This is a genomic window from Rugamonas sp. FW305-51, from assembly GCF_058786935.1.
Genome location: NZ_JBYSZG010000048.1, coordinates 1 through 19,119 on the forward strand (window position 1 = coordinate 1; position 19,119 = coordinate 19,119).

Annotated in this window: 15 protein-coding genes; 2 read left to right on the forward strand and 13 right to left on the reverse strand. The window is 67.6% G+C overall.

Features of this window, described 5'->3' with window-relative positions; translation table 11 throughout:
* Positions 1–121: 121 nt before the first annotated feature.
* From AC3WOS_RS23820 to rfbB, 6 genes are all read right to left on the reverse strand, one after another.
* On the reverse strand, positions 122–430 hold the full coding sequence (locus AC3WOS_RS23820) for an H-NS histone family protein (protein ID WP_492719176.1): 309 nt from the start codon (positions 428–430) through the stop codon (positions 122–124).
* Between the two features lie 76 nt (positions 431–506).
* Entirely contained in the window at positions 507–1,601 is a 1,095-nt protein-coding gene (locus AC3WOS_RS23825) for an MraY family glycosyltransferase (protein WP_492719178.1), read from the reverse strand.
* 205 nt (positions 1,602–1,806) lie between these two features.
* A complete protein-coding gene (gene rfbD / locus AC3WOS_RS23830) occupies positions 1,807–2,661 on the reverse strand; it encodes a dTDP-4-dehydrorhamnose reductase (RefSeq protein ID WP_492719180.1) in 855 nt (284 codons plus the stop codon).
* Positions 2,658–3,203: a dTDP-4-dehydrorhamnose 3,5-epimerase gene (gene rfbC, locus AC3WOS_RS23835; protein ID WP_492719182.1), complete on the reverse strand. Its 546-nt coding sequence runs from the start codon at positions 3,201–3,203 to the stop codon at positions 2,658–2,660. Before rfbC ends, rfbD begins: the two co-directional genes overlap by 4 nt.
* Positions 3,200–4,102 carry a glucose-1-phosphate thymidylyltransferase RfbA gene (gene rfbA, locus AC3WOS_RS23840; protein WP_492719184.1) on the reverse strand — a complete coding sequence of 301 codons (903 nt, stop codon included), beginning with the start codon at positions 4,100–4,102 and terminating at the stop codon, positions 3,200–3,202. Before rfbA ends, rfbC begins: the two co-directional genes overlap by 4 nt.
* A complete protein-coding gene (gene rfbB / locus AC3WOS_RS23845; protein ID WP_492719186.1) occupies positions 4,099–5,172 on the reverse strand; it encodes a dTDP-glucose 4,6-dehydratase in 1,074 nt (357 codons plus the stop codon). Before rfbB ends, rfbA begins: the two co-directional genes overlap by 4 nt.
* A 144-nt stretch (positions 5,173–5,316) precedes the next feature.
* On the opposite strand from rfbB, the gene AC3WOS_RS23850 reads away from it, so the two are divergent.
* Positions 5,317–6,171: a symmetrical bis(5'-nucleosyl)-tetraphosphatase gene (locus AC3WOS_RS23850; protein WP_492719188.1), complete on the forward strand. Its 855-nt coding sequence runs from the start codon at positions 5,317–5,319 to the stop codon at positions 6,169–6,171.
* 85 nt (positions 6,172–6,256) lie between these two features.
* Here the strand turns inward: AC3WOS_RS23850 and AC3WOS_RS23855 are convergent, their stop codons facing one another.
* The 6 genes from AC3WOS_RS23855 to AC3WOS_RS23880 form a co-directional block, all read right to left on the reverse strand.
* Positions 6,257–7,036 (reverse strand): lysophospholipid acyltransferase family protein, encoded by a 780-nt coding sequence (locus AC3WOS_RS23855; RefSeq protein ID WP_492719189.1) that lies wholly within the window; start codon positions 7,034–7,036, stop codon positions 6,257–6,259.
* Positions 7,037–7,174: 138 nt separating this feature from the next.
* Positions 7,175–8,485, reverse strand: a complete 1,311-nt coding sequence (locus tag AC3WOS_RS23860; RefSeq protein ID WP_492719191.1) for a dihydroorotase — start codon at positions 8,483–8,485, stop codon at positions 7,175–7,177.
* Positions 8,482–9,447: an aspartate carbamoyltransferase catalytic subunit gene (locus AC3WOS_RS23865; protein WP_492719193.1), complete on the reverse strand. Its 966-nt coding sequence runs from the start codon at positions 9,445–9,447 to the stop codon at positions 8,482–8,484. Before AC3WOS_RS23865 ends, AC3WOS_RS23860 begins: the two co-directional genes overlap by 4 nt.
* The gene (gene pyrR / locus AC3WOS_RS23870; protein ID WP_492719194.1) at positions 9,440–9,964 is read right to left on the reverse strand and encodes a bifunctional pyr operon transcriptional regulator/uracil phosphoribosyltransferase PyrR; all 525 of its coding nucleotides are present in this window, start codon (positions 9,962–9,964) and stop codon (positions 9,440–9,442) included. Before pyrR ends, AC3WOS_RS23865 begins: the two co-directional genes overlap by 8 nt.
* Before the next feature lie 5 nt (positions 9,965–9,969).
* Positions 9,970–10,356: a Holliday junction resolvase RuvX gene (gene ruvX, locus AC3WOS_RS23875; RefSeq protein ID WP_492719196.1), complete on the reverse strand. Its 387-nt coding sequence runs from the start codon at positions 10,354–10,356 to the stop codon at positions 9,970–9,972.
* Positions 10,357–10,395: 39 nt separating this feature from the next.
* Complete coding sequence (locus tag AC3WOS_RS23880) at positions 10,396–11,055, reverse strand: YqgE/AlgH family protein (RefSeq protein WP_492719197.1); 660 nt, start codon at positions 11,053–11,055, stop codon at positions 10,396–10,398.
* A 210-nt stretch (positions 11,056–11,265) separates the two neighbouring features.
* Between AC3WOS_RS23880 and AC3WOS_RS23885 the strand changes: the two genes are divergently transcribed.
* Positions 11,266–12,717: a cryptochrome/photolyase family protein gene (locus tag AC3WOS_RS23885; protein WP_492719199.1), complete on the forward strand. Its 1,452-nt coding sequence runs from the start codon at positions 11,266–11,268 to the stop codon at positions 12,715–12,717.
* Between the two features lie 21 nt (positions 12,718–12,738).
* Here the strand turns inward: AC3WOS_RS23885 and AC3WOS_RS23890 are convergent, their stop codons facing one another.
* On the reverse strand, positions 12,739–19,089 hold the full coding sequence (locus AC3WOS_RS23890) for a hybrid sensor histidine kinase/response regulator (RefSeq protein ID WP_492719201.1): 6,351 nt from the start codon (positions 19,087–19,089) through the stop codon (positions 12,739–12,741).
* Between the last annotated feature and the right edge of the window lie 30 nt (positions 19,090–19,119).

Here is a 19,119-nt window from a genome sequence, read left to right on the forward strand (position 1 = left end):
GGTGGGGTGGGGGCGCCACCCGACATACTAAGTGCGATGTCCGCGCCAGGCAAGCCCTGGCACAGGAACGGACGCGGGCGCGCAGGCCGGCCTGGCCCCGGGCGCCGGGCGCCGAACAGGCTTACAGGCGCAGCAGGTCGAGCGACTTGCCCGCGTCGACCCAGTCCTTGACCCACTTGGGCTGGCGGCCGCGGCCCGTCCACTGCTGGCTGGCGTCGGCCGGATTGCGGTAGCGCGGCGCCACGGTGCCCGTCTTGGCGCGCACGCCGCTGCCGATCAGTTCCTGCAGCGGCACACCCACGCTGTGCGCGATGGCCAGGATCTGTTCCCTTGCCTTGGCGCGGTCGGTATCGGCGCGCTGTTTCAATTCGCGCTTGATCTGTTCCTGCAATTGGCGCAATTCAGCGGCCGACAGATTTGATAAATCCATAGTTATTCCCTGTGAAATTAAATAAAGAATTTAAACTGCACGCATGCAGGGAATATACTACATTACAACAAATTTGCTAGTGCTTCTTATGCCGTATCATCCAGCGCGGCGCTTTAAAGCGGACAATCCGGACATACAACCAGACGTAACTGATAATGAATAAAATACAGAAACACATTAACACCCAGGTATAACGCCAGAATATCGTGGCCGGCACCACCGCCATCAGCGAAAACAACCACAGATAAGGCGAGGTGAGCGAATTGCGGCGCATCAGGGCGCGCGCATCCTTGCGCCCCACGGCCCATTGCACGATGCGGCGGAATATCAGGCTATGTAAATGGATACCGTCCGGCATGGCGGGAGACTTTCCACGAACAAACATTCTGCGATAAGCGGAAAACAGGGTTTCAAATGCCGGATAAATCAACAGCAAGGCCGCATACCAGGTCGACACCTGGGGATTGCGCATCACCAGCAGCAAGGCCAGTTCGCCCAGCATAAAACCGATGAAATAGGCGCCGCCATCGCCGAGGAAGATCAGGCCGACGGGATAATTCCACACCAAAAAGCCGGCCGTGGCGCCGGCCACCATCAAGGCCGCCACCAGCACGAACATGTCGTTGACTTGCAAGGCCACATAGCCGAGCGAGAGCAGCATGCAAATGGTGACCACGCTGGCCAGGCCGTTGAAGCCGTCGATGATGTTGACGGCATTGGCGATGCCGGCCACGGCCAGGATGGTCAGCGGCAAGGTCAGCCACATATACGGCAGCGGCCAGGCGGAAAACGCCCAGTCGATGCGGTCGATACGGGCGTCGAGCAGGAAATACCCGAGCAGGGCCGCCGCCATGGTCAGCACCAGGCGGCGCCCGGCGCTGACGCGGCCCGTGTAATCCTCCGCGATACCGCCAATAAATGCCACGGCCGAGCAGCCCAGCAGCGCCAGCAGCCAGTTGCCCATCAACGGCACGCGCCAGATGGAAATGCAGGAACTGAGCGCGACGGCGACAAAGATGGGCAAACCGCCGATGCGGGCCACGGAATGGACGTGGACTTTCTGCACACCCAGGAAATCGGTGTCGAGCGCCGGCCCGTGCAAGCGAGCTTCTTTGATGACCAGCAGCGTCAACAGCGTGGACGCGATGAAGCTCAGTAAAAAGGAGAACATGTATTTTTTTATCTATACGAAAATATCGGGTGCGCTCGATACCCGATACCGGCCGGGACGCGGCAATGCGCCCGGCCTGCCGGTAATGATCAGTACGCCAACGGCGACGATAGCGGCGATTGTACTGGATTACCGCGGGCGGACCAGATTCTAGCAAGGGGCGGCCCGTCCGGGGCCATCCCTTACGTCTGGATACACGGCCGCTCTATTGCAGGCACAGGCGCAGCGCTTCCTGCCAGTGCGGCAAGCGGCAATGGGCCAGCAGGCGCTCGGACGACAGCACGGAATGGGCCGGGCGCCGGGCCGGCACCGGATACTCGGCACTGGCGATGGGCAGCACGCGGCAGGCGATGCCGGCCGTGTCGAGGATGGCGCGGGTGAAGTCATACCAGGTGGTCTGGCCCTGGCTGCTCAAGTGATAGACGCCGCCATGCTGCTGCCACCACGGGCTGCCGCCGGCGCTGGCCTGGGCCAGCATCAGGGCCGTGGCGTCGGCGATGGTGCGGCTCCAGGTGGGCGCGCCATGCTGGTCGTTGACCACCCGCAGCTCGTCGCGCTCGCGCGCCAGGCGCAGCATGGTGAGCAGGAAGTTCTTGCCGCGCATGCCGTAGACCCAGCTGGTGCGGAAGATCAGGTGCCGGATGCCGGCCGCCGCAATCGCTTGCTCGCCGGCCAGCTTGCTGGCACCGTACACATTGAGGGGGCCGGTGGCGTCGCCTTCGCGGCGCGGGGCGGGATCGCTGCCGTCGAACACGTAGTCGGTCGAATAGTGCACCATGGCCGCGCCCAGCAGCTTCGCTTCCTGCGCCATCAGGGCCGGCGCGTCGGCGTTGATGCGGTGGGCCAGCTGCGGCTCGCGCTCGGCCTGGTCGACGGCCGTGTAGGCGGCCGGGTTGACGATCAGCCCGGGCCGCACGGCCCGGATCACATCGCGCACCTGGTCCAGGTCGGCCAGGTCCATGCGGGCGCGATCGACGGCCACCACCTCGCCGATGCCCTGCAGGCTGCGCTCGAGCTCGTAGCCGACCTGGCCCGTGCTTCCCGTCAGCAGGATCTTCATGCGAACACGTCCGCGTCGGCCAGCAGCTTGCCGGCCTGGTCCTTGCCCGACAGCAGGGGCGCACCGTCCAGCGGCCAGTCGATGCCGATGGCCGGGTCGTTCCACAAGATGGCCCGCTCGTGCTCGGGAGCCCAGTAGTCGGTCGTCTTGTAGAGGAATTCGGCCGCTTCGCTGGTGACGACGAAGCCGTGCGCGAAGCCGGGCGGTATCCACAGCTGGCGCTTGTTCTCGGCCGACAGTTCGGTGCCGTACCACTGGCCGAAAGTGGGCGAGCTCTTGCGCACGTCCACCACCACGTCGAACACGGCGCCGGCCGTCACCCGCACCAGCTTGCCCTGCGCTTGCTGGATCTGGTAGTGCAGGCCGCGCAGCACGTTGCGGGCGGAACGGGAATGGTTGTCCTGCACGAAGGGCGCCGTCACCCCCGTCAGTTCGGCAAAGCGGCGGGCGTTGTAACTTTCAAAGAAAAACCCGCGGTCGTCGCCGAACACGCGTGGCTCCAGCACCAGCATGCCTTGCAGCGGCGTGGCTATCACGTTCATCGGCGCACCACCTTGTCATCGAGAATCTGCAACAGGTACTGGCCATACTGGTTCTTCTTCAGCGGCTCGGCCAGACGGAGCAGCTGGGCGGCGTCGATATAGCCCTTGCGGTAGGCGATCTCCTCCGGGCACGCCACTTTCAAGCCCTGGCGGCGCTCGATGGTGGCGATGAACTGCGACGCCTCGAGCAGCGATTCGTGGGTGCCCGTGTCGAGCCAGGCCATGCCGCGGCCCAGCACTTCCACGTCGAGCCGGCCCGCTTCCAGATAGGCCCGGTTGACGTCCGTGATTTCCAGTTCGCCGCGGGCCGATGGCTTGATCGAGGCGGCGATGTCGCACACCTGGTTATCGTAGAAATACAGGCCCGTGACGGCATAGTTGGACTTGGGCTGGAGCGGCTTTTCCTCGATACTGACGGCCTGGTGCTCGCCGTTGAATTCGACCACGCCATAACGCTCCGGGTCTTGCACGTGGTAGGCGAACACGGTGGCGCCCCGGTCCTGTGCGGCCGCGTGGCGCAAGCGCGCTTCCAGGTCGTTGCCGTAGTAGATGTTGTCGCCCAGGATCAGGGCCGACGGGCCGTCGCCCACGAATTGCTTGCCGATGATGAAGGCCTGGGCCAGCCCGTCCGGCGACGGCTGCACGGCGTACTGCAGCTCGAGGCCCCACTGGCTGCCATCGCCCAGCAGGTCGCGGAAACGGGGCGTGTCCTGCGGGGTGGAGATGATGAGGATGTCGCGTATGCCGGCCAGCATCAGGGTGGTCAGCGGATGGTAGATCATCGGCTTGTCGTAGATGGGCAGCAGCTGCTTGGACACGCTCATCGTCACCGGATAGAGCCGGGTGCCGGAGCCGCCGGCCAGGATGATGCCTTTACGGTGTTGGATCGATACGCTCATTGGGCACCTTCGCGGTTGAAGTAATTGGTTGCCACCCAGCTCGCATAGCTGCCGGATTGCACGTCGGCCACCCAGTCCTGGTGCGCCAGGTACCACTGCACGGTCTTGGCGATGCCGCTCTGGAAGGTCTCGGCCGGTTTCCAGCCCAGTTCACGCTCGAGCTTGCGGGCGTCGATGGCATAGCGGCGGTCGTGGCCGGGACGGTCCTTGACGTAGCTGATCTGGCTGCGGTAGCTGGCGCCGTCGGCACGCGGCTTGAGCCGGTCCAGCATGTCGCACAGGGTATGGACCACGTCCAGGTTGGTCATCTCATTCCAGCCGCCCACGTTGTAGGTCTGGCCCGGGCGGCCGGCCGCCAGCACCCGGCGGATGGCGGCGCAGTGGTCGCTCACATACAACCAGTCGCGCACCTGCAGGCCGTCGCCGTAGATGGGCAAGGGCTTGCCGGCCTGGGCGTTGGCGATGATCAGCGGGATCAGCTTTTCCGGGAAATGGTAAGGGCCGTAGTTGTTGGAGCAGTTGGTGGTCAGCGTCGGCAGGGCGTAGGTGTGGTGGTAGGAGCGCACCAGGTGGTCGGAAGCGGCCTTGGAAGCCGAGTACGGGCTGTTGGGCGCGTAAGCCGTCGTTTCGCTGAACGGCGCGTCATCCGGTCCCAGCGTGCCATACACTTCGTCGGTGGACACGTGCAGGAAGCGGAACGCGGCCTTGTCGTCCCCTTCCAGCGCGCTCCAGTAGGCGCGGGCCGCCTCGAGCAGGCTGAAGGTGCCGTTGATGTTGGTCTGGATGAAAGCGCCGGGGCCGTGGATGGAGCGGTCGACATGGCTTTCCGCCGCGAAGTGGACGATGGCGCGCGGCCGGTATTGCTGCAGCAAGGCTTCGACCTGGGCCTGGTCGCAGATGTCGCCGCGCACGAACACATGGCGGTGGTCCTGTTTGAGCGCGGCCAGGTTGTTGAGGTTGCCTGCGTAAGTCAGCTTGTCGAAATTGAGAATGGGCTCATCCGATTGCGCCAACCAGTCCAGTACGAAGTTTGAGCCGATGAAGCCGGCACCGCCTGTCACAAAAATCATCGAGTAAATATCCTGTGCTGAGTACCACATTAGTCATAGACATGATTTTATGTGAAACTGTAATGGGCCGGGCGAAATTCGCTTGCCGGCCAAGAATTGCAGAATATACATCATCCTGCCGTGACGCGAAAGACTGTACACTTTATGAAAACCTATGTCATCGGCGATCTGCAAGGCTGCCACGGCCAGACCGTGGCCCTGCTCGAACGCATCGCCAGCCGCGAAGCGGACGCGGCCGAAGCGCCCGCCATCCTGTTCGCAGGCGACCTGATCAATCGAGGCCCCGATTCCCTGGCCACGCTGCGCCACGTGAAAGCGCTGTGCGAAGCGAGCGACGGCCGCGTCAACAGCGTGCTGGGCAACCACGACCTGCATTTGCTGGCCGTGGCCTACGGCATCCGGCCCGAGCATGCCAGTGACACCCTGGGCGCCATCCTGGCGGCGCCCGACCGCGAAGCGCTGATCGACTGGCTGCGCCGGCGGCCCCTGATGCTGCAGGCCGAAGGCCATCTGCTGGTGCACGCGGGCCTGCTGCCGCAGTGGAGCGCGCAGCAGGCGCTGGCGCTGGCCGACGAAGTGGCCGCCATGCTGCGCGGCCCCGACCTGGCCGCTTTCCTGGCCCAGATGTACGGCAACCAGCCGGAGCGCTGGGACGACAGCCTGCGCGGCGCCGACCGCCTGCGCTGCGTGATCAACGCCATGACGCGGCTGCGCTTTTGCACGGCCGACGGGGTGATGGATTTCAAACTGAAGGAAAGCGGTACGGCCGATCCGGCCTCGGGCCTGATGCCGTGGTTCGACGTGCCGGGCCGGCGCAGCGCCGACCACACCGTCATCTTCGGCCACTGGTCGGCCCTGGGCTTGCTGCGGCGGCCCCATTTGATCGGCCTCGACAGCGGTTGCGTGTGGGGCGGCCAGCTGACGGCCGTCTGCCTGGACGACCACGCCCTGCTGCAGGTGGATTGCCCGTCCTACCAGCAGCACGCGGGCAAGCAGTAAGGCGGCGCGCCCGGCGGGCGCGGGCTGCTTTCAGGCGCGACCAGTCGTCAGGCGCGGGCCAGGCGCCGGGTGCGGGACGCAGCCGTCAGGCGCGCGCAGTCGTGCCGGGCGCGTGCCCATCCGCTGCCGTGGCCACGCCCAGCGCGCCGGCCACGGCCCGGTGGGCCGCCTCGGCCAGTTCGCGCCGGTGGGCGCCCACGCTGGCCAGCGCCGGCAGCGCATGCACGCGCGCCTGCACGGGCGCGCCGTTCAGGATGGCGATGATGCTCTCCACAAAACTCATCTCGCCCACGAAATCGACGGACGGGTGGGATGCGCCCTGCCCGTCCACATAGGACAGGGCGAACGGCTGCACGGCCGCCTTGGCATCGATGGCCGCTTCGAACAGGTTGGCGTGGAACGGCAGCAGCGTGCCCTGGGCCGCCGTCGTCCCTTCAGGGAAGAAAGCGACGCGCTCGCCGGCCTGCAGGTTATGCACCAGCCCCTTGAAGATGTGGCGCAAGTCACGCCGGTTGCCGCGCGCGATGAACACGGTGCCGGCCTGGTGCGCCAGCCAGCCGGCCAGCGGCCAGGAGCGGATCTCGGCCTTGGCCACGAAGCGGCAGGGATAGAGGGCGTTGATGACGAAGATGTCCAGCCACGACACGTGGTTGGCCACCACCATTGCATGGTCGAGCACGGGCGCGCCGCCGGCGGCCTGTTCCACCGTCACATTGCACATGGCCAGCAGCTGGCGCGACCAGCGCCGGATATGGCCATTACGGGCCGGACCATCGATCCAGGGAAACACCAGTGCGCAGGTCGCCATGCCGGCCAACATATGCAACACCACCCGCACCAGGCGGAACACAAGCAGAATTTTCAAATAACACCGCGTCGTCAAAAGAGGCGAAGAAGCCATACCGCTTAAATGGTGTTACGTCCCCATTTTTTGGGTTGCCCGCCAATAAAATGGGGACGCAACAAAATGGGGACGTACCCCATTTTTTCGGAGCTTAGGCGCTTAGCGTGGGCCGCCGCGCTGGTAGGCCACGTGGCCGGCCACGATGGTGGCCTGCACCTGCCCGGCCAGCTCGTAGCCGAGGAACGGCGTGTGCTTGCCCTGGCTGGCCAGCGCCGCCGCGTTCACCGTCCAGCGCGCCGTGGGGTCGAACAGGCAGACGTCGGCCGCGCTGCCCACGGCCAGCGTGCCGCCGGCCAGGCCGGCCACGCGGGCCGCGTCGGCCGTGATCTTGGCCACGGCCCGCACCAGCGGCCGCACGCCGCCGTCGGGCTGGCCGGCCGCGTAGTCGTCGGCCCACTTGATGGCCAGGGACAGCAGCAGTTCCAGGCCCGTGGCGCCGGGCGACGCTTCGCCGAACGGCAGCAGCTTCTCGTCGTCGTCCACCGGCGTGTGGTCCGAGCACAGGGCGTCGATGGTGCCGTCGAGCAGGCCGAGGCGGATCGCGTCGCGGTCGCGCTGGCTGCGGAACGGTGGCGTGACGCGCGCGTTCGGATCGAAGAAGCCGATGTCGGCGTCCGTCAGGTGGATGTGGTGGGCGCCCACGTCGCAGGTGACGGGCAAGCCTTCGCGCTTGGCCGCGCGCACCAGGTCCAGGCCGGCGGCCGAGGACATGCGGCACAGGTGGACGCGGGCTCCGGTGGCGCGCATCAGCTCGAAAATGGTGTGCAGCGCGATCGTTTCCGACATCACGGGCACGCCCGACAGGCCCAGGCGCGACGCCAGCGGACCGCTGGCGGCGATGCCGCCGCGGCCGATGTGGGCGTCCTGCGGCCGCAGCCACACGGTGTATTCAAACGTCTTGGCGTACTGCAGTGCGCGCAGCAGCACGGTGGTGTCTTCGATCGGTTCCTCGGCCTGCGAGAAGCCGATGCAGCCCGCTTCCGTCAGCTCGGCCATCTCCGTCAGGGCCTGGCCCTTCAGGCCCACCGTCAGCGCGCCCAGCGGGTGCACGTGGGCCTGGTTCAGGGTCTTGGCGCGGTGCTTGAGCATTTCCACCAGCCCCGGCTCGTCGAGCACGGGGTCGGTGTCGGGCGGGCACACCAGGCTGGTGACGCCGCCCTGCATGGCCGCTTGCAGTTCCGATTCCAGCGTGGCCTTGTATTCGTAACCGGGTTCGCGCAGGCGGGCCGACAGGTCCACCAGGCCGGGCGCCACCACCAGGCCGGCGGCGTCGATGGTGCGGTCGGGGGTGAAGCCGTCCGGCGCGCGTCCCACCGCCACCACCTTGCCGGCGGCGATGTACAGATCGTTGATGGCGTCGATGCCGTTGGCCGGGTCGATCAGGTGGCCGTTCTTGATATGTAATTTCATCCTTGGGTTCCTGCCAAAATGCTCATCACTGCCATCCGTACCGCGATACCGAACGTCACCTGCGGCAAGATCACCGCCTGCGGGCCGTCGGCCACGGCCGAGTCGATTTCCACCCCGCGGTTCATGGGACCGGGGTGCATGACGATGGCGTCCGGCTTGGCCAGCGCCAGCCGCTCCGGCGTCAGGCCGTAGCTCTTGAAGTATTCCTGCGCCGACGGCAGCAGGGCCCCGCTCATGCGCTCGTTCTGCAGGCGCAGCATGATGATCACGTCCACGCCCTTCAAGCCTTCTTCCATGTTGGTGAAGGTGCGCACGCCCATCTGCTCCAGGCCGCCCGGCAGCAGCGTGTGCGGGCCGATGGCGCGCACTTCCGGCACGCCCAGCGTGGTCAGGGCGTGGATGTCGGACCGGGCCACCCGGCTGTGCAGGATGTCGCCCACGATGGCCACCGTCAGGTTGGTGAAGTCCTTCTTGTAGTGGCGGATGGTGTACATGTCGAGCAGGCCCTGGGTCGGGTGCGCGTGGCGGCCGTCGCCGGCGTTGACCACGTGGACATGGGGCTGGCGCGTGTCGATCAGGTGCTTGGCGATCAGGTAGGGCGCGCCCGACTGCGCGTGGCGCACCACGAACATGTCGGCGTGCATGGCCGACAGGTTGTCGATGGTGTCGAGCAGCGATTCGCCCTTGCTGGCCGACGACGCCTGGATGTTCAGGTTGATCACGTCGGCCGACAGGCGCTTGGAGGCGATCTCGAAGGTGGTGCGGGTGCGCGTGGAGTTTTCAAAGAACAGGTTGAAAACGGATTTGCCGCGCATCAGCGGCACCTTCTTGACATCGCGGTCGGAGATGCCGACAAAGGAGGAGGCGGTGTCCAGGATGTGGTTGACGATGGACTTAGGCAAGCCCTCGATCGTCAGCAAGTGCTGGAGTTCGCCGTGTTTATTCAGTTGCGGATTAAGCATGGTCGTCATCTATGGTTAGCGTAAATTGTCCGTCGCCGGCGCGCTGCAGCACCAGCGCCTGCTGCTCCTCGAGCGCGACGCTGGCGGCCACGAAGTCGGCCGCCACCGGCAGCTGGCGCCCGCCACGGTCCACCAGCGCGGCCAGCATGACGCGCGCCGGACGGCCGTAGTCGAACAGTTCGTTGATGGCCGCGCGCGTGGTGCGGCCCGTGTAGAGCACGTCGTCCACCAGCAGGATGGTGGCACCATCCACGTCGAACGGGATCTGGGTCGACTTGACGCCCACGTGCAGGCCCTTCTTGGCGTAGTCGTCGCGGTAGAACGAGACGTCGACAAAGCCCAGGCGGGCCGACAGGCCCAGGTCGTCGGCCAGCCGCTCGGCCAGCCAGGCGCCGCCCGAGTAGATGCCGACGATGGCCGGATCGGGGGCGCCGGCCAGGCCGGTTTTCACGTGCTGCAGCAACCTGGCGTACAGCGCTTCCGCATCGAGCTGCGGGGAGTTGGAGGTAGTAGGCATGGTGTTCAAAGAGCGTCGAAATATTGTTGCAGGATGATGGCGGCGGCGCGGTCGTCGATCACTTCGCCCCGTTTGGCCGCGATCACGGCGGAGGAATAGCGTTCATCGACCAGTTCCACGGGCAGGTTGAAGCGCCCGTGCAGCTGGTTGGCAAAGCGGCGGCAGCGGGCCGACATCTCGTGTTCCGTGCCGTCCGGATGGCTGGGCAGGCCCACCACCAGCCGCGCCGGCGTCCATTCCGCGATCAGCGCGCCGATGGCGGCGAACCGGGCCCCGTTGTCGACGGCGCTGATCACTTTTAAAGGCTGGGCCTGGCAAATCATGGTGTTACCCATGGCCACGCCAATACGTTTGATGCCGAAATCGAAAGCGAGGATGGTGGCCGCGCTCACAGCACCGGCTCCGCCCCGGCGACGGTGCAACGGCGGGCGTCACGCATGGCCGGCCTCGGAGGTGAGCATGAGGGGATCGATGCCGAGCAGCTTCATGGCCGCCACGTAGCGGTCCTCGATGGGCAGGTCGAACAGGATGTGGGCGTCGGCCCCCACCGTCAGCCAGCCGTTGCGGGAGATTTCCTCCTCCAGCTGGCCCGGGCTCCAGCCCGCGTAGCCGATCGACACCAGCATGCGCTGCGGGCCGGTGCCGGCCGCCACCGCTTCCAGCACGTCGATCGAGGTGGTGAAGGCCACTTCGTCCGTCACCGTCAGCGACGACGAATAGCGGGTGCCCGGCGTGTGCAGCACGAAGCCGCGGTCGTCCTGGACCGGGCCGCCGAACATGATGGGCTCGTCGATGATGGGCGCGCCGGGCGCCGCTTCCAGCTTCAGGTCGATGCGGTCGAACAGCACCTGCATCGTCATGTCCGTGGGCTTGTTGATGACCACCCCCAGCACGCCGTTCTCGTTATGCTCGCACACATAGACGACGGTGCCGCCGAATATGGGGTCTTGCATGGAAGGCATTGCAATAAGGAAATGATTCGCCAGGTTGAGGGCAGCACTGGCGCCGCCGCCGGTCTGGGCCAGCGGATCGGTGGCTTCTTGTATCATGCCGGGCAAAGCCAGAGTCTTGCCAATTTTGCTTTTTGTCATACGCGGTGCTCTCTCTGCTGGGCTGCTTGCGGGTCTTTCAAAGCGGTGTTTTGCTGTAACATTCGCACGGATAGAGCATTTGCCTGCTAAGTCTCAGATAGCGATAGTTTACACTGAATTGTCGCCGCAGCCATGCCTGGCCTGTTTCCCCGTGCAGTATCTTGATGGTAGGCACGAATTTCCACCGCCGCCTTGCGCCCCGACACGCCTATGCCACACAAGCCCGCCCTGGTCTGGTTCCGCCGCGATTTGCGCAGCTTCGACCACGCCGCCCTGCACCACGCGCTGCACGAACACGACACCGTTTATTGCGTCTTTGTCTACGACAGCACCATCCTGGACGCCCTGCCCCGCAGCGACCGCCGCGTCGATTTCATCCACGCCAGCGTGGCCGAACTGGCGGCCGGGCTGGAACAGCTGGGCGGCCACCTGATCGTGCGCCACGGCGACCCGGCCGTGGTGATTGCGCAACTGGCGGCCGCGCTGGACGCCGGCGCCGTCTATTGCAACCATGACTACGAGCCGCAGGCCATCGCCCGCGACGCCGCCGTGGCCGCCACGCTGGCCGCGGCCGGACGGCGCCTGCGCAGCTACAAGGACCAGGTGATTTTCGAGCGCGACCAAGTACTGTCGCAGGCCGGCACCGTGTTTTCCGTCTACACGCCCTACAAGAACGCCTGGCTCAAGCGGCTGCACGGCGAACCGGGCGCGCTGGCGCCCTACCCCGTCGATGCGCTGGCGGAGCGGCTGGCGCCCGGCGCGTCCGTGCTGCCCACGCTGGCGCAGCTCGGTTTCACGCCCAGCAACCTGGGCCAGCTGGCCATCCCCACCGGCATGGCCGGGGCGGCCCGCCTGTTCGACGACTTCCTGCCGCGCCTGGCCGGCTACGGCGCGGCGCGCGACTTCCCGGCCGTCAAGGGGCCGTCCTATCTGTCGCTGCACCTGCGCTTCGGCACGCTCTCGATCCGCCACCTGGTACGCACGGTGACGGAGCTGATGGCGCGCGGGAGCGGCGGCGCCGGCGCCCCCGTATGGCTGGCGGAGCTGATCTGGCGCGAGTTCTACGCCATGATCCTGTACCACCATCCGCACGTGACCACGCGTGCCTTCAAGCCGGCCTACGACGCCATCGCCTGGGAAACGGGGCCCGAGGCCGACGCCGCGTTCGCGGCCTGGTGCGCCGGGCGCACCGGCTATCCGCTGGTGGACGCGGCCATGGCGCAGCTGAACCAGACCGGCTATATGCACAACCGGCTGCGCATGGTGACGGCCTGCTTCCTGATCAAGGACCTGGGCATAGACTGGCGCCGCGGCGAAGCGTACTTCGCGCAGCAGCTGAACGACTTCGACCTGGCGTCCAACAACGGCGGCTGGCAGTGGGCCGCCTCGTCCGGCTGCGACGCCCAGCCTTATTTCCGCATCTTCAATCCCGTGACGCAGTCGGAAAAGTTCGACCCGGCCGGACGCTTCATCCGGCGCTACCTGCCGCAGCTGGACGCGCTCGATGAACGGGAAATCCACGCGCCATGGCTGCTGCCGCCCATGCTGCTGGAGCAGAAAGGCATCCGTCTGGGCCGCGACTATCCGGCGCCGCTGGTGCAGCACGACGCGGCGCGCCAGCGCACGCTGGCGCGCTACGGCGTCGTCAAGGCGCCGGCCTAGCCAGTCACGCCGGCCCGGCCGTCAGGACTGCAGCAGGCCGGCGATCGCGTCCAGCAGCACGGGCTCCTGGAACGGCTTGCCAAAGTAGGCGTTCACGCCCAGCTGCAGCGCGTAGTTGCGGTGCTTGTCGGCGCTGCGCGAGGTGATCATGATGATGGGGACGGCGCGCGTGCGCTCGTCGCCGCGCACGTTGCGGGTCAGGTCGAAGCCGTCCATGCGCGGCATCTCGATATCGACCAGCATCAGGTCCGGCACCTGGCCCTGCAGCTGTTCCAGCGCATCCACTCCGTCCTTGGCCAGCATCACGTGGTAACCCTCGCGCTCGAGCAGGCGCTGGGTCACGCGCCGCACCGTCATCGAATCGTCCACCACCATGATGACCTTTTCCCGCGCCTGCACCAGCCCGGCGGCCGGCGCCGCCTGGCGCGCCCGCACGTTCGGCTGGTGCGCCAGGTGCTGCGCCATCGCCACCGGGTTGAGGATCAACACGATCTCGCCGGAACCGAGCACCGTGGCGCCGGCGATGCCGGCCATACGGGCCAGCTGCGGCCCGATGTTCTTGATCACCACCTCGCGGTTGCCCAGCACCTCGTCCACCTGCACGGCCAGCCGCTCGTTGCCGTTCTTGAGCAGCATCACGGGGCTGGAACGCAGCACGGGCGGACGGCCCGCCGCCTCGCCCAGCAGTTCAGGCAGGTAGTGCAGCACGGCCTGCTGGCCCAGCATCGTCACATGGCCGTGGCGGTAGGCTTCGGCCAGCGGGCCCTCCTTCATCTGCAGCACCTGCTCGACCAGGATGGACGGCATGGCATAGGTACGGCCGCCGGCGCCCAGCAGCACCACCTGGGTCACGGCCAGCGTCAACGGCAGGCGGATGGTGAAGCGTGCGCCCCGTCCCCGCTCGCTGACGGTGTCGACCCGGCCGCCCAGCGCCTGGGCTTCGGAGCGGACGATGTCCATGCCCACGCCGCGCCCGGCCAGCTCGGTCAGCGCATCGGCCGTGGAAAAGCCCGGCTCGAAGATCAGCTCCACGGCCTGGGCATCGCTCACGTCCTCGTCCTCGCCCAGCAGGCCGTTGCTGCGGGCCTTGGCGCGGATGCGCTCCAGGTCCAGGCCGGCGCCGTCGTCGGAAAAGGCGATCACCACTTCATTGCCTTCCTGCGTCACCTGCACCAGCAATTCGCCCGTCTCGTTCTTGCCGGCGCCGGTGCGCGCGGCGCGCGGCTCGATGCCGTGCGCGATGGCGTTGCGCAGCAGGTGTTCGAACGGCGCGGCCATGCGTTCGAGCACGCTGCGGTCGATTTCCACCGTGCCGCCGCGGATGTCGAGGTTGACGCGCTTGTCCACTTCCTTGGCGCTCTGGCGCGCCACCCGGAACAGGCGCTCGGATATGCTGGCAAAGGGCACCATGCGCACCCGCATCAGGTCGCGCTGCAGGTCGCGCGTCTGGCGCGCCTGCTGGGTCAGGTCGCCGCTGGCGTTGTCCACGCTGCGCGTCAGGCTGTCGTGGAACGAGGCCACGTCGTTGACGCTTTCGGCCATCATGCGCGTGAGTTCCTGCAGGCGCGTGAAGCGGTCGAATTCCAGCGGATCGAATTCGCGCTCGCTGGAAATCGACATGCGCGAGGCGATCTGCGATTCGGCCTGCATCTCCACCTCGCGCAGCTGGCGTCGCAGGCGGGTGAGGTTTTCCGAAAAATCGAACAGCGAAGCGCGCAAGGTGGCCACCTCGTTTTCCAGCTTGGAACGCGAGATCGACACTTCGCCGGCCTGGTTGACCAGGCGGTCCAGGATGTCGGCGCGCACCCGCACCAGCGGCGACTTGGCGGCCTGCGCTTCCTCGTCGGCGCCGGCTGCGGCGGGCAGGGCCGGCGCGAGCGGTGCGGCCGGTGCCACCGGTGCCACGGTCGGCGCGGCCAGCGCTGCGGCGGGCGATGCTGTGGCGGACGCCGCGCCAGCCGTGGCGGCGGGTGCGGCGCCAGCTGCGGCGGCCAAAGCCTCTGCCGCTTCGGCCGCCGCCAGATCGTCCGCAGTCAGTTTTGCCGCTGCCTGGCCGGCAGCGGCCGGAGCGACGGCTGCCGGGGCGGTGGCCGCGACGGCCGCCGCTTCCTGCCATGCGGCCGGATTTTGCAGCTGCTCGAACAGCAGCAGCGCGTGGTCGTAATGGGCCAGCAATTCCTCGAACGCGTGGGGCGAAGCCGAACCGGCATGCACCATGTTTTCGATATGGGTTTCGATTTCGTGCGCATGCTGGCCCAGGCGCATGGCGCCAGCCATGCGCGCGCTGCCCTTGACCGTGTGCAGCACGCGTAGCAAGCTCTTGGCGTGGCTGGTGTCGGCCGGCGCATGCTGCCAGGCGCGCAGCGACTGGCCAACCTGCGGCAGCAGATCGGCGCCCTCTTCCAGGAACACGGGCAACAGGTCGGGGTCCAGCTCGTCGTGGAACACGGCTGGCGCGGCGGCCAGCAGTTCCGGTTCAGCCGGCGCGAGCGCGATGATTTCCGCTTCCAGTTCCGGTTCTGGCACTGGTTCAGGCGCCGACGCCAATTCGGGTTCCGGTGCTGCTTCAGGCTCCGATACCAACCCGGGTCCCGGTGCTGGTTCAGGCGCCGATGCCAGTTCGGGTTCCGCTACTGGCTCGGGCGCCAAGGCCAATTCCGGTTCTGCCGCTGGCATATCGGGCGGTGCTGGCGAGAGCAGTTCGGCCTTCGCCTCGGCTTCCGCCGCCATCGCACTATCGGCCGCTTCCGCCTCGGCGGCGACGGCGGCCAGCGCCTGCGCCGCCAGTTCGCTCTCCTCGTCGGATGGAAGCGCCGCTGCTGCCGGCGCCTCGCCGATGGCTGGCGCTGGCACCAACACCGGCTCAGCTTCCGGCTCGCCCAGCTGGGGCGGCGCCATCTGCGTCAGCGGCGGTTCGGCGAACGTGTCGTCGAAGGCGGCGTTGAACAAGTCGTCGATGTCGTCGGCCTGTGCCTCGTATTTCTTGCGCGGCGGCTGCGGCGCTTCGGCCGCTTCCGGAATGGTGCCGCTCAGGCCATCGTAGGCGTCGCGGAACAGCTGGTCGAGCGGTCCGGCATCGCCGGCCTTGGCCGGCGCCGTGCCGGCGGAGATGTTGTCCAGTGTTTCGGCCAGCAGCGTATCGAGACGGGCTTCGATGTCGTCGCTGGCGGCCGGCGGCGTGGCGGCCAGCACTTCGCGCAGGTCATGCAGCGCCAGGATCAGCTCCGGCTGGGCAGAGGGCATGTCGCCCTGCGCGAAGCTTTGCAGCATCTGGCGGATGCGTTCGATCGTAAAGTCCAGCAGGTCGTGCTGCACCTGGTCCAGGTGCGGCGCCGGCGGCTGCAGCGACTGCAGCGTCATTTCCAGCGCGTGCGCCAGTTCGCGCAGGATGCCGAAGCCGACCGTGCCCGAAGTGCCAGTCAGCGTATGGGCCGCGTGCAGGGCGTCGTGCGACACGGGGCGGCGCGGCTCGTGGCGCCACTCGCCGAAGTCGCGCGCCAGCAGGCGCACCAGTTCGTCCGTTTCGGCCAGGTAGATGTTGTACAGCGGCAGGGGGATATCGATGCCGCCGATGTGCTTGATGTTGTCGTCCGCCGGCACCAGCGGCGCGGCGATGGTCGGGAATTCGATCACGTTGCCCGTCATGGGCGCGCGGCCCGGCGCAGCGGCGCGGCGCGGCGCGTCGGCCCCGGCGCCGGGCGCGGTACTTTCCGGCGCGACGGTGTCTGGTGCGGTGGCAGTATCGGCTGCGATGGGCGTTTCCGCTTCCGCGCCGCGGGCCGCATCGCTGGCCGCTGCCGTGGCGTCGGCAGCCTGTTGCGCTTCCGCCTCCGCCGCAGCCGCCGCCATGATGGCTGCTTCTGCCGCTGCGGCGGCCTGCGCTGCCGCCGCTTCTTCCGCTTCGGCCGCCGCTTCGGCCGCCGCCCCAGCCTCTCCAGCCGCTGCGTCCACCTGTGCGTCAGGCGTCAGGGTTGCGGCGGCCTGTTGTTCCGCCGCCGTGTCGGCCGCCAGTTCGGCCGCCTCGATTTCTTCGGCCAGGCCGGTCGCTTCTGCCACGGCGGCAAATTCCAGCGCCTCCATCGAGTCTTCGGCCCGCTCCGCGCGCGCCGTCGTGCCGCCAGCTTCGGGCGCGACGGCCGGCGCTTCCGGCTCGTCGCCTTCGCGTACCCGGTCGGCGGCGGCGATCAGCGCCTCGCCGCCGCCGGACGGCGTAGCGCCGGCAGCCAGCTGTTCGACCCAGGCCCCCAGCTCGCGCGCGGCCCGCTCCAGCAGGGCAAACAGCGTCTCATTGGCCGGCCGCAGTTCGGCCAGCCATACGTTCATCACTTTCTCGATGCTGTGCGCGGCGTCGGCAAACCGGTTCAGGCCGACCATCCGGCCGCTGCCCTTGAGCGTGTGGAAGCAGCGCCGCAGCATGGTCAGGTTGTCCACCGCGCCCGCCTCGGCGCGCGGCAACGCCAGCGTGGTGTGCACGAACTGCAGCACTTCCTGCGCCTCGGCGATGAAAATTTCCAGCAGCTCCGCTTCGACCGCGGCTTCGCTGTCCGGCGCCGGCGCTTCGGCCACCGGCAGCGGCGGCGGCACGGGCGGCGGCATCTGCTCGTCCAGCACGGGAATCGATTCGGCCGCCGCCATCTTGCGGAACGGGACGGCGCGGAAGGTGCCATGTCCGGCGTCAAAGGTGAAGCGCTCGCGCGCCCCGGCCGGATTCTGCGCCAGCATGTCGACGAAGAAGCCGAGCGCGCCCACGTTCTGCGCAATGTCGTCGAGCGCCTTCGGTTCCAGCGCAGGATCGCCCTCGCCCTGGGCCAGCGCGGCGATCGCGCCCTGCACCTGGCCGGCCGCCTCCATCGCGTGGTCCTGGTCGAGGATGGCGAGCGCGCCATGCAGCTGGTGCATCACCCCCACCAGCTCGTGCAGCGACGGACGCCTGGATGGATCGACGTAATAATCGTCGAGCACCTTTTCCACCTGGCGCAGGCCGGTCTTCATTTCCATCGCCAGCGCCACCACCGTGTCGTCCTGCTGCATCTGGCGCGCCAGGCCGCCCTGCCACTGGGCCGGCGCGGGCGGCACCTGGCCCGAGACCAGCGCCTGCAGGCGCGCGCCTATGGTATCGGCGTGGGCCGCGAAGTCGCCCGTCAGGTGACGGATCTGCTGCAGGCCGTGTTCCGCGAACAGCAGCGCGGTGGTCATCTCCAGCGCCAGTTCCTCGCTGCGTCCGGCCGTCACCGCCCTGGCAGCCACTTCGGCCAGCTGGCGCAGCAGCACGCCCAGCGCGGGCAGGTTCAGGGCCGGGCATTCGTCGGCCGCCTGGGCCAGCGCGCTGCCGAAGGCGGCGTCCAGCGCCGGATCGAGTTCCGCATTGGCCAGCCGGTCCCAGCTCGCCTTGGCCTGGGCCATGGCGCTGCGCGCCCGTTCCAGCGCGGCCGCGTCGATCTGGCCGTAGCGCGGCGTTTCGTAATCGGCCGGCACCAGGCCGTCAAGCATGAAGATGCGGCGCAGGCGCTGGGCCAGCGGCGGCGCACTGGCCGCGTCCTGGGCCGCGATGAAGAACAGGGCGTCGCGCAGCATCGCTTCCGGCTGCGCCGCCTCGCCCTGGCTCAGGCGGCGGATCTGCAGGTTGATCAGGCCGAACAGCTGCTTGACGGGCACACTGCCGGCCAGCTTGCCCTCGGCCACCAGCTCGGCGAAGCTCTGCATGGCCAGCCAGAAGGCGCGCGCGCGCGCATCGTGCTGGGCGTCGGCCACCAGCACCACGGCATCGCGCAGGGCGGCCGCGTGTTCGCGCTGCTGCGCCGGGTCGGCGCTTTTCAGGTACGACAGCAGCGCCTTTTCATAGCGCTGGCGCCAGGCCGGATAGTCGGCCGGCGGCACTGTGGCCGCCAGCGGCATGGCCGGCTGGTGCGACAGGTCGGGGAAGAACAGGTCGGCCGGGTGGATGCGCTCGGCGCCCAGCATGCGCAGCAGGTCGCGGTAATACGGGTACAGCCGCAGCGGCTGCGACGGCGCGCCGTCCAGCAGCTCCTCCAGGTATTCGACCAGCGCCTGGTATAGCCGCGCCACCGCTTCCACATGGTCGGTGCTGCACTTGAGGGTACCGTCCTTGAAGCGGTCCAGCGCCAGCTCGGCCAGCGCCGTCAGCTTGGCCACGCCGTCCACGTCCACCATCTGCAGCGCGCCGTGGGCCTGGTGCAGGTGCGACTTGGCGTGCTGCAGCTGGGTGGCCTGGTCTTCCGCCGCCCGCCCGCCCGCCTCGAACAGGGCGGTCCGGGAACGCGCCAGCGCCTCGCGGATTTCCACCATGACCCAGGACAGCGGTCCGGTATCGAGTTGCGCGGTTGCTGCGTGCGGAAGATCAGTCATGCTCATGCTTGTCTCGGCCTTTCAATGGGGAGCGCA